This window comes from Candidatus Hydrogenedentota bacterium, assembly GCA_012730045.1.
GTDB lineage: Bacteria > Hydrogenedentota > Hydrogenedentia > Hydrogenedentales > CAITNO01 > JAAYBR01.
Genome location: JAAYBR010000055.1, coordinates 1 through 10,467, shown reverse-complemented (window position 1 = coordinate 10,467; position 10,467 = coordinate 1). Strand labels below are relative to the sequence as shown.

General features: G+C 65.6%; 9 protein-coding genes and 2 tRNA genes. 9 read left to right on the top strand and 2 right to left on the bottom strand.

Annotation, left to right across the window (positions count from 1 at the left end):
- The first annotated feature begins 344 nt into the window (after positions 1-344).
- The 5 genes from GXY15_05590 to GXY15_05570 all read left to right on the top strand — a co-directional run bounded on the left by GXY15_05590 (position 345) and on the right by GXY15_05570 (position 5,392).
- Positions 345-1,325 carry an aldo/keto reductase gene (locus GXY15_05590; protein NLV40683.1) on the top strand — a complete coding sequence of 327 codons (981 nt, stop codon included), beginning with the start codon at positions 345-347 and terminating at the stop codon, positions 1,323-1,325.
- 75 nt (positions 1,326-1,400) lie between these two features.
- Positions 1,401-2,348, top strand: coding sequence for a serine/threonine protein kinase (locus GXY15_05585; GenBank protein ID NLV40682.1), 948 nt, complete (start codon positions 1,401-1,403; stop codon positions 2,346-2,348).
- A 20-nt stretch (positions 2,349-2,368) separates the two neighbouring features.
- Positions 2,369-3,664 (top strand): L,D-transpeptidase family protein, encoded by a 1,296-nt coding sequence (locus tag GXY15_05580; protein NLV40681.1) that lies wholly within the window; start codon positions 2,369-2,371, stop codon positions 3,662-3,664.
- Between the two features lie 97 nt (positions 3,665-3,761).
- The gene (locus GXY15_05575; protein ID NLV40680.1) at positions 3,762-4,829 is read left to right on the top strand and encodes a GGDEF domain-containing protein; all 1,068 of its coding nucleotides are present in this window, start codon (positions 3,762-3,764) and stop codon (positions 4,827-4,829) included.
- Positions 4,826-5,392 carry a DUF1318 domain-containing protein gene (locus GXY15_05570; GenBank protein ID NLV40679.1) on the top strand — a complete coding sequence of 189 codons (567 nt, stop codon included), beginning with the start codon at positions 4,826-4,828 and terminating at the stop codon, positions 5,390-5,392. The genes GXY15_05575 and GXY15_05570 overlap by 4 nt, the downstream gene beginning before the upstream one ends.
- A 6-nt stretch (positions 5,393-5,398) precedes the next feature.
- Here the strand turns inward: GXY15_05570 and bcp are convergent, their stop codons facing one another.
- Together bcp and GXY15_05560 are read right to left on the bottom strand one after the other, a co-directional pair.
- Positions 5,399-5,860: a thioredoxin-dependent thiol peroxidase gene (bcp, locus tag GXY15_05565; protein NLV40678.1), complete on the bottom strand. Its 462-nt coding sequence runs from the start codon at positions 5,858-5,860 to the stop codon at positions 5,399-5,401.
- 86 nt (positions 5,861-5,946) lie between these two features.
- Positions 5,947-6,516, bottom strand: coding sequence for a hypothetical protein (locus GXY15_05560; protein NLV40677.1), 570 nt, complete (start codon positions 6,514-6,516; stop codon positions 5,947-5,949).
- Positions 6,517-6,700: 184 nt separating this feature from the next.
- Here GXY15_05560 and GXY15_05555 point away from each other — a divergent pair, with 184 nt between their 5' ends.
- The 4 genes from GXY15_05555 to GXY15_05540 all read left to right on the top strand — a co-directional run.
- Positions 6,701-8,248: a 2-isopropylmalate synthase gene (locus GXY15_05555; protein ID NLV40676.1), complete on the top strand. Its 1,548-nt coding sequence runs from the start codon at positions 6,701-6,703 to the stop codon at positions 8,246-8,248.
- A gap of 74 nt (positions 8,249-8,322) precedes the next feature.
- Positions 8,323-8,398 (top strand) — tRNA-Gln (locus tag GXY15_05550).
- A gap of 44 nt (positions 8,399-8,442) precedes the next feature.
- A tRNA-Glu gene (locus GXY15_05545) sits at positions 8,443-8,517 on the top strand.
- Between the two features lie 432 nt (positions 8,518-8,949).
- On the top strand, positions 8,950-10,467 hold a 1,518-nt coding region (locus GXY15_05540), incomplete at its 3' end, for a thiamine pyrophosphate-binding protein (protein NLV40675.1).

Below are 10,467 nucleotides of genomic sequence, written 5' to 3'. Positions count from 1 at the left end.
GGGCGCGCGGCGTCTCCTTTTGGAGTGCGGCGGCAACGACGCCGCTTTGGTTCCCGGGAAAGAGCTGCCGTGAGGGGTGCGGCATGGATCCTCCCCGGGCAAAGCGGTGTCGCCGCTTCGCTCTGCCACCGCACTCCACACAACAGACGGACCCGCCAAGGACGTGCGGGGGCTCCCGCGACATCTGATGCCTGACACGCCTTTCTTCAACGACATTCCCACCCCCGGGCGGTCTGGGGCTCGCGATGACGGGGGCGCGTCCACGTTTTGCACCGCGTTTGGACGCGCGTGGGGCGGGAGGGTACAATGGGGGACGTTCGGATGGCGTCTGTGGGAGAAACTCCATGAAATACGCGCGTTTTGGAAAGACCGGGCTCCTCGTGTCCGAGGTGTGCCTGGGCACGATGACCTTTGGCAATGAGTCCGGTGAGGCGGTGTCGCGGGAGATCATGGACGCGGCGCTGGACTTGGGGATCAATTTCTTCGACACGGCGCACAATTACAACAAGGGCGTGACGGAGGAGATTGTGGGACGGTGGATCGGCCCGCACCGGGACCAGATCATTCTGGCGTCGAAGGTCTTCTTCCCCTTCGGCGGGGGCCGGAACGACGAGGGGCTGTCGCGGCGGAACATTTTGGCGTCGGTGGAGCGGTCGCTGCGGCGGCTGAACACAGACTATCTGGACATTGTCTATCTGCACCACTGGGACGAGCATGTCCCGGTTGAGGAGTCCGTGCGGGCGATGCACACGGCCATTGAGCAGGGGAAGGTGCGGTACTGCGGGGTGTCCAACTTCGCGGCATGGCAGGCCATGGCGGCCCTCGGCGCGGCCCGGCAGCACAACCTCCACGCGCCGGTGTGCTTCCAACCCATGTACAGTCTGATCAAGCGCCAGGTGGAGGTGGAAATCCTGCCGATGGCGGCGCATGAGGGGCTGGCCGTGGTGCCCTACAACGCCATCGGCGCGGGGGTGCTCACGGGCAAGTATCTGGCGGGCGGCACGGGGCGCCTCCACGAGACGGAGATGTACCGCCAGCGCTACGCGGACCCCGGATACATGGAGGTGGCGGGGCGCTTTGTGGAGCACGCGCGGGAGCGGGGCGTGCCGCCCGCGGCGCTGGCCATGGCCTGGGTCATGGCCCACCCCGCGGTGACCTCGACCCTGTTCGGCTGCCGGAACCTGGAGCAGTTCCGGGACACGCTCCAGTGCCTGGACCTGCGGCTCACCCCGGAGGAGCGGGCGGCCGTTTCCGCGCTCTCCCCCGCGCCGCCCCACGCGACGGACCGGGAGTCCATGGACGCCATGAAGGCGCGCGGATGGTGAGCCGCGCTTTGCAATGCGCGCGCGGGCTCCGCTACGATGGGACCGGGCATGACGCGCCCTCCGAGGAGAACCCCCATGGGGCTGCTTGACAAACTGAAAGCGCTGCGTTCCGGCAAGAAAGCGGAGGCCAAGGGAACGGCCGCCGCGGCCGCTGTGGACTACGAGTTCGAGCTGTCCAATGTGGGCCCGTACCGCATTCTGGCGCCGGTGGGCAGCGGGGGCATGGGCACGGTGTACAAGGCCCTCGACCCGGTCAAAGACGACACCATCGCCATCAAGGTGCTGCACAAGACCTACGACCTCGACAAGAAACGCCGCAAGAAGGACTACATCGGGCGCGAGGTCATGATCGCCGCCAGCCTCGACCACCCGGCCATCATCAAGATGCGGAAGACCATCGTGGAGCAGGAGGACAACGAGGGGAACATCCGCCGCTGCCTGCTGATGGAGTTCGTTGACGGCTACAACATGAAGTACTTCATTGAAAACCGGGTGCTGACGGTCAAGCAGATGATTGACATCTGCATCCGCCTGTGCGAGGGGCTGGACTTTCTCCACCAGCACTCGGTCATCCACCGCGACATCAAGCCGGCCAACTTCCTCTTCTCCAAGGACGGGCGCGACATCAAGATCGTGGACTTCGGGCTTTCCAAGTCCACCTCCAGCTGGCGGCTGCGCTGGATGAAGGAGACCGGGGGCACCCGCCTCTACATGTCGCCCGAGCAGCTCCGAAAGAAGAACCTGGACGGCCGGTCCGACATTTTCTCCTTCGGCATCACCATGTTCGAGCTGTTCACGGCGTGCCACCCCTGTTCGGGCCTCACTGTCCGGGAGAAAATCAAGCAGATCATCAGCCCCGCATATGATTTCCCGATTCCCTCCTCCGTCAACAAGGAGATTCCAGACCGGCTGGACCGGGTGATTCTCAAGTGTCTCAGGAGGGATGTCAACCGGCGCTATCAGTCCTGCACGGAGCTCCTTCTGGATCTCAAGCGCGTCTACGAAAGGCAATTCCGCATTTAATGGCAAGAAAAAAGAAAAGCGTGTTCTTCAGAAAGTCCGGCGGGGACGGCGGTCTGTTCCGCATTCTGGCCGTGCTGGTGGTTCTTTCCGCCATCGGCGGCGCCGGGCTCTACGCCTACCGCCACGGGGCGGGCCGTGTGCTCCAACTGGCCGCGTCCTCGCCGGAAACGGCGGCCAAGGCCCTCGAGGATGCGCGCGGCCTGCTGGCCGGGGGAAACCCCGACGCGGCGCACACCGCGCTCAAACCCGCCCTGCGCGCCCGGGAACCGCGTGTGGCGGGCCCGGCGGTTCTGTGTCTGGCCGACATCCTGAACGCCCAGGGCAAGCCCGCGGAGGCCGTGGCGGCCCTGGAAAAGGGCATGGACGACCTGGCCGCCACCCCGGAGTATCCGGTGCTCGTGGCACGGCTTGCCTTTGAACACGAAAGGGCCGGCCGGAAAGAGGAGGCCGGCGCCCTCTACGGCCAGTTGCGGGAAAACGCGCCCCCGGAAATGCAGGCGATGGCCCTCTGCGGACTGGGCCGGATGAAAGAGGCCGAGGGGGACCTGACGGGCGCGCGGGACCTCTTCCGCGACGCCGCCGAACGCGCGCCGTGGGACAGTCCGGCCTGGAACGAGGCGCTCGGACCGCTGGGCCGCCTGAATGTCCAGCTCATCTTCACTCCGGGGGAGACCCCCGAAAGCAAGGTGTACACCGTGGAACGGGGGGACACCCTGATCAGCATCGGAATCAAGCTTAACACCACCCAGGCCCTGCTGATGCGGGCCAACAACCTGTCCGACGGACAGACGCTGTCCCCGGGCCAGCGGCTCAAGTACACCCCCAAGGATTTCCACCTCGTCATTGAACGGTCCACCTGCCGGATATTCCTGCTCGACAGCCGGGGCGTCTTCAAGATGTACCGGACCGGCCTCGGCATGCCGGGTCATGAAACGACGCCCGGCAAGTACATCATCGGCGTCAAGGAGAAGGACCCCGTCTGGCACAAACAGGGTGCGGGGCCCATCCCGGCGGGCGACCCGGCCAACGAGCTGGGAACCCGCTGGATGCCCCTTGTCCCGCAGGAGCCGAACCTCCCCAAGGATCTGGGCATCCACGGCACCATCGCCCCGGACAGCGTCGGACAGTTCAGTTCGCACGGCTGCGCGCGCATGCTGAATGAGGAGGTCGAGGAACTTTGGGACCTTGTGGTCCGCTCAACCCCTGTCGCCATCGTCGAGAAGTACACCCCCGGCATGCCGCTGGAGCCCGGCGCCGGGGACGCGCAGGGCGTCCCGGCGGAATCCCCGCCGGCGGAGGCGCCGGCAGCCGCTTGATTTTCGGCCCCAATAGGGGGATAATCCCCGACTCCCCCCTTGTGGGGCGGTGGCAAGGTGTAGGAGCGTGTCAAAGCCCGGTGAACAACATTCCCTGATGAACCGTGTGCTCGCCCAGAAGATGCCGCTTTCCGTGCCCGGCGTGTGCGCCCGGGTCCACGATCCCGCCGTTTTCGCGGCCCTGCTCGCCGAGGCCGCCAAAATTGTCCTCTCCCGCGACGATGAAAGCCTTTGCGTTGTCGGGGACGCGGAGACGCTCAACTGGCTGCCCCCCGCGGCGAAGACCGTGCAGGGGCGCGCGCGGGCCTACTGTGTGGCGGACAGCCGGGGGGAGGGGCAGTGCCCGGCGGGGTTCACCTGCGTCCAGAGCGTCAGCCCCCTCGGCCCGGGGGACCGCATTTTCGCCGCCTTGTCTCCCGAGATCAGCGTGGCCCTGTTCGCCTGGGAGCCCACGGCCAACGCGGGGGAGGGCTTCTTCCACGGCGGCTGGACCGTCCAACGGTCCACGGTGGCCCATCTCGCAGAAATGGTGCTGGGACCGGCGCCGCTGTCCGGCGCCCGAAACGGTCATCAGGGCGACGCCGACACCAACCCCGCGCTTGTTACGGCCATGCGCCTGACATCGCTGCAAACCGAGGCCCTGGAACGGCTGGCCATCACGGACGAGCTGACGGGCACGCGCAACCGCCGCTATGTGCGGGAGCGTCTGGACCAGGAATGCGAGCGCGCGGCGCGCTATCACATCCCCCTGGCCTGCATCATGCTGGATGTGGACGACTTCAAGGTGGTCAACGACTCCTGGGGGCACGCGGCGGGGGACAGCGTCCTGAAGGAGCTCTGCCGGCGCATCCACCGGCACATCCGCAAGGTGGACCTTCTCGCCCGGTACGGCGGCGAGGAATTCGTGGTTCTTCTGCCGCAAACCGGCATGTCGGGGGCCATGCTGGAGGCCGAGCGCATCCGCAAGGCCATTGCCGGCGCGCCCTTCGAGCAGCTTCCCCCCGGCATGCGCATCACCGCGAGCCTGGGCGTGGCGCTTTTCGATCCGGAGACCATGGAGGGGGGCGGGGCCTTGTTGAAAGCCGCGGACACGGCGTTGTATCGTGCGAAGAGCCTCGGCAAGAACCGTTGCGAGGCATTTCAGGAAAAGGAAGACAACACATGAGACTTTCCCCCCTTGCGGTGCTTTCGGCCGGCGTGGTCCTCTGCCTGGCGCTGGGGGGCTGCTCCCTGATTCCCCGGCCCCTCGTGTCCCACCGGGTGGACTATTCCGGCCTGCAGGAGGCCGACCTCCGCGGTGCGGCCGAGGCCGTTGAGACAGCGGTCAAGGCGGGCAACCGCGACTTCACCCCCGAGAACAGGGGCGACATCGTGCTGGACACCCCGGAAATCGTGCAGGCGGTCCGCACCCGCTCGGCGCGCGCGGAGCTGGTGGAGAAGCTGCTGGCGAGCGGATTTGCCTTCGAGCAGCGCAACGGCCTCATCTCCCTGGTCCGCGGCTCGGCGTACAAGAAAGCCACCACCTCGCGGGAGCGCGACAAGGACGCCCTGGTGGTGATGAGCGAGAACGCCAACCGCTGGACCATCTACGAGGGCGTTCTCAACGCGTCCAGCCTGAAATCCAAGGCGCTGGGCGCCATCCAGGACGCGTTCTATCAGGCGCGTGTCGCCCAGTTGAGCGCCGGTGCCCAGTACGAGGACGCCGAGGGGAACCGGGTCGCAAAGTAACCGGACTCACAGGGCGCGCACGGCCTCCAGCACCTCCTCCGCGTGGCCTTCCGGCTTGACCTTGGGCCACAGGCGGGCGATTTTTCCGGATGCATCCACGAGAAAAGTGGCCCGCTGGATGCCCATGTATGTCTTGCCGTACATGCTTTTCTCCACCCAGACCCCGTACGCCTCCGCCGCTTGGTGCTCCTGGTCCGACAGCAGACGGAAACCCAGCCCGTGTTTTTTCTGGAATCTGCAGTGGGAGGCGGGGGAGTCCGGGCTGATGCCCAGCACTTCGGCGCCGGCTTTGCTGAACTCCGCCCCCAGCGCCTCAAATCCCAGTGCCTCGACCGTGCAGCCGGGCGTGTCGTCCTTGGGGTAGAAATAGACGACCACAGGCTTCCCGCGCAAACCGGAAAGGCTGACCACCGTTCCGTCTCCGCCGGGCAGGGTGATTTCGGGGGCGCTGTCCCCCTTGTTGGGCATGTTTTCATGTTCGGCCATGATGTGCGCTCCTCGTTGTGTTTAGATAAAAACACTGCCGGGTGCGCCGCCATTCCGGCGGAACGGCCTCAGACTTCCAGAATGCCCCGGATTCTCCGGCCGACCGCCTCCAGCGAGGGGAGCGCCTCACCGTCCCCCATCTCCGGGAGCATGCCTGACATGCCGTCGAGCACGGCCATCATGACCCCGGCCCGCCACCGGGCGGCCGGGCGCGCGGCCTCGTCCTGCAGGTAGGCCACATCCCGCAGCAGGGCCCGCCGAACTTCGCCGTCCACCGCGCAGAACTCCGCCTCGTCCGCCAACTGCGCCAGCAGCAGGGGAAGATCGGCGCGCTCCGCCTCGCACTGGTCCGGGAGGGGCGGGTATTTGGCGTCGAACACGATCCGGTTCTCGACCAGGTCTATCCCGTTCGCGGTAATCCGCGCGCCGGAGAAGAGAGGAGGGCGGTATCCCAGCATCATCTCCACCAAGCCCCGGTCCGCGAGATAGTGCATGTTAAACATGAGGTCCCGGCGGTTTCCGGCCACGGTGGGCAGCAGCCGTTCCGGCTCCACCATCTCCAGCGGATCCTCCCGGTACTGCTGGTACAACGCTTTGAGCAGCGCGCGGCGGATATGCCTGTAATGACGGTCCGACATGCCCCGATTATACCGCAGGCCGAAAACGCGGTGCGCGAAGTTTCCTCATCCGGGAAACAAAAGGGCGGTCCGCGGGGTTATCAAATCAATAAAAATTGCGGCATGGCGGCGAAAGCACTATAATTCCGGTGCCGACACCCCGCCGAAAGTGAGCCCCGGCCAGGGGAACGCAAAGGACACCACCATGACGGAAAACGTTTACATATTTGACACCACCCTGAGGGATGGGGAGCAGTCCCCCGGCGCGAGCATGGACGAGGCCACCAAGGTGCAGATGGCCGTTCAGCTGGACCGGCTGGGGGTGGACGTGCTGGAGGCGGGGTTCCCCATCGCCTCGCAGCAGGAGTACGACGCGGTGAAGCGTGTCGCGGGCGCGGTGAAACGCGCCAGCGTGGCCGCCCTGGCCCGCGCGCTGGACAAGGACATCGAGCGCGCCGCGTCCGCCCTGGAGGCCGCCGTCCGCCCCACCCTGCACACCTTCATCGCCACATCGGAAATCCACATGGAGCACAAGCTCCGCATGAGCCGCCAGCAGGTGCTGGACAACGCGGGGAAGGCCGTCGCCCTGGCGAAGAAGCTGGTGCCCCGCGTGGAGTTTTCGGCGGAGGACGCCACGCGCTCCGACTGGGACTTTCTCGCCCAGGTCTCCGCCGTGGCCATCGCCGCGGGGGCCGATGTGATCAACCTGCCGGACACGGTGGGCTTCACCACGCCGGACGAGATCCGGGAGATGTTCCGCCACGTCATCGCCAACGCCCCCGGCGCGGACAGGGTTGTCTTCTCCACGCACAACCACAACGACCTCGGCCTGGCCGTGGCAAACGCCCTGGCGGCCGTGGCGGGCGGCGCGCGCCAGATCGAGTGCACCGTGAACGGTATCGGCGAGCGCGCGGGCAACACCTCCCTGGAGGAGGTGGTGATGGCCATGCACGTCCGGCACGACACGTGGCCCTTCACCTGCGGCGTCACCACGGAGGAGATCGTGCCCGCGAGCACGGCCCTCAGCAAGCTGACCGGCCTGGCCGTGCCCTTCAACAAGCCCATCGTGGGGCGGAACGCCTTCGCCCACGAGTCGGGGATCCACCAGCACGGCATGATCGCCAACCGCAGCACCTACGAGATCATGACCCCGGAGTCCGTCGGCCGCAAGCGCAGCGAACTGATCCTGGGAAAGCACTCGGGCCGCGCCGGCCTCGCCAAGCGCTGCGCCGAGCTGGGCTACGAGCTGGGCGAGGAGGAGGTGGGCCAGCTCTACGAGCGTTTCATCGCGCTGGCGGACAAAAAGAAGGAGGTCTTCGACGACGACCTGCGCATGCTGGTCCTGGGCGTGCAGCAGGAGAGTTTCGAGGTTTTCCGGCTGGAGCAGGTCCACATCTCCGGGCACGACCCGGCCATGGCGCTCATCAAGCTGCGCCGCGGCGAGCAGCAATTGATGGACACCGCCGTGGGCGACGGCCCGGTGGACGCCGCCTTCCGGGCCGTCGAGCGCATTGTCGGCGTGTCCGGGCGCCTGGAGCAGTTCGAGATCCGCGCGACCACGCCCGGCAAGGAGGCCCTCGGCGAGGCCTACGTCATCGTCACCTTCGACGGGCGGAAGTACCGCGGCAACGGGGCCAGCACGGACATCATCGAGGCGGCCGTGCTCGCCTTCGTCAACGCGGCGAACAAGCACATCGTCTACGTTGAGTCGCAGCAGCAGGCCTCCGGGAGGAAGAACGGCGCGCAGGGCTGAGTCCCCGCGGCGCGTCCCGCCGCCGGGTGAAAAGTTGACAATCCGGGCGTGTGTCGGGTAGACTACTCGGGCACTGCCGGATGGCCAAATTGGTAAGGCTCCTGACTCTGGATCAGGTAACTCTAGGTTCGAATCCTAGTCCGGCAACCAGACAGTTTAATCCCCGCCGGGGGCATCCCGGCGTCCCATACAGCGGCCCGCTCATCTAGGGGTTAGGATGCAAGATTCTCAGTCTTGTCACAGGGGTTCGATTCCCCTGCGGGCTGCCAGAAAAGTCAAGGCCTCACGAAGGAATTCGTGAGGCCTTTTTTCGTGGCGACAGCGTGTGCGACCGGAGGGATTCAGGCCGTTCCAGTATTCAGGAGTGGTCCCTGAATTCAATGCCAAGCCGGTTCCCGCAACAGATTGCGCCGCCCTTGCAATTTGAGGTGCGATGTGCAAGACTAGACCCTCGAGGCGAAGCGGAGGCCGTTTCTGCCGGCGGGCAGCCGGCCAGGGGATGGACGTCCGGTCGTCGGGACGACGGGCAGCATGCTGGATTTGGCTGCGCCATCCTGCCATGCCCCTCCCGCCCCCAGATGGAAGACGTCCGCCATCACCTCCGAAAACGCAGCATGCATTTGACACGGCAACAGGCCGAGTTCGCGTCCGAACACCGGTCGTTGTCCAAACCCCGCTGAACTGACATGGATGGAGCAGAAATGAACCAGGAACAATTAACCGCGGCAAGGGAAAAGCGGGCGGCGGCAATCGCGCATTCGGGCGGTGTTTTCGAGGCGATTGCTTCAGGAACCATGACGGGCACTGCGGACATCACGCTGTCTGAGGCCATTGTCTTGGGACTGCTGGTGCAGAATGTGCGCAATTATATCGGCATCTTCGGCCACGGTTCCACTGAAGTGGGCGAGGTGCTGCGCGTCTACGAAAAAGCGGGGCTTGTGAAAGTCTTCCCTGTCCGGCATGAAACCGAGGCGGTTCACGCCGTGACGGCACTGCGATGGGTCACCGGGGAGAAGAGCGCCGTCTTCACGTCCATCGGTCCCGGCGCGCTCCATGCCCTGGCCGGAAGTCTTGCGGCGGTCAGCGACGGTCTGGGATTCTGGCTGTTGGTCGGTGACGAGACCACGGAGGATGAAGGCCCGAACATGCAGCAGATTCCCAAGCCGGACCAGGGGCTGTTCCAGAAACTGTTCGGCGTCATGAGCGGGTCATACACGCTTCACACCCCGGGCGCGGTGACCAAAGCTCTGCGCCGCGGCTACAATGTTGTGGACCACCCCTATCGCGCGGCGCCCTTTTGTCTCTGCATGCCCATGAACACGCAGCCCGTGATGATTCCTGATTTCAATCTGAACGAGCTGCCGGCTGAGGCGCCGCCGCGGATGGGCGCCGCGGCGGATGACGGCGCCTATGCCCTTGCCGCAAAGGCGATATTGGAGGCGGAGCGGGTTGTGGTAAAGGTGGGCGGCGGCGCGCGCGGTGCCGGGCCGGAACTGCTTGACTTCCTCGAACTGGCCGGCGGCGTTGCCGTCACCAGTCCGCTGGTGTCGGGGGTGATTCCCTTTAACCATCCCCGCAACATGACCGTGGGCGGCTCAAAAGGCTCCCTTTCCGGCAATTACGCCATGGACGAGGGGGATTTGCTGGTGGCCTTGGGCACGCGTTTTGTGTGCCAGTCCGATTCCTCACGCACGGGGTATCCGAAGGTCCGGCAGGTGGTCAATATCAATGCCGACATAGAGACGGCCATGCACTACCGCAAATCAATTCCGCTCGTGGGGGATGTTGCGCTCACATTGGGCCGGCTGAACGGGGCGCTGCGCGCGGCGGGCGCCAAAAGCGGCAACCATTCGCCCTGGTTGAAGGCGTGCCACGAGAAGCGTCTGGAGTGGGACGCTTTCCGGGCAGCGCGCTATCAAACGCCCGTGCTGCACGATCCCATGTGGGAGCGGGAGGTGCTGACACAGCCGGCGGCGATAAAAATCGCGTCGGACTGGTGCCGCGCGCACAACGCCGTGGCGTTTTTTGACGCGGGCGACGTGCAGGCCAACGGGTTTCAGATCGTCGAGGATGACCGCCTTGGACGCACATTCACCGAGACAGGCGCCAGCTATATGGGATTCGCAGTGTCCGCTTTGCTTGCCACCGCCATGACGGACACTCCGTTTTATGCTGTCGCCTTTAGCGGGGACGGCTCGTTTACCATGAACCCCCAGATT

Coding starts and splice junctions, on each gene's coding strand:
- GXY15_05555 (NLV40676.1), top strand. CDS start 6,701: ATGACGGAAAACGTTTACATATTTGACACCACCCTGAGGGATGGGGAG.
- GXY15_05560 (NLV40677.1), bottom strand. CDS start 6,516: ATGTCGGACCGTCATTACAGGCATATCCGCCGCGCGCTGCTCAAAGCG.
- GXY15_05575 (NLV40680.1), top strand. CDS start 3,762: ATGAACCGTGTGCTCGCCCAGAAGATGCCGCTTTCCGTGCCCGGCGTG.
- GXY15_05585 (NLV40682.1), top strand. CDS start 1,401: ATGGGGCTGCTTGACAAACTGAAAGCGCTGCGTTCCGGCAAGAAAGCG.
- GXY15_05570 (NLV40679.1), top strand. CDS start 4,826: ATGAGACTTTCCCCCCTTGCGGTGCTTTCGGCCGGCGTGGTCCTCTGC.
- GXY15_05590 (NLV40683.1), top strand. CDS start 345: ATGAAATACGCGCGTTTTGGAAAGACCGGGCTCCTCGTGTCCGAGGTG.
- bcp (NLV40678.1), bottom strand. CDS start 5,860: ATGCCCAACAAGGGGGACAGCGCCCCCGAAATCACCCTGCCCGGCGGA.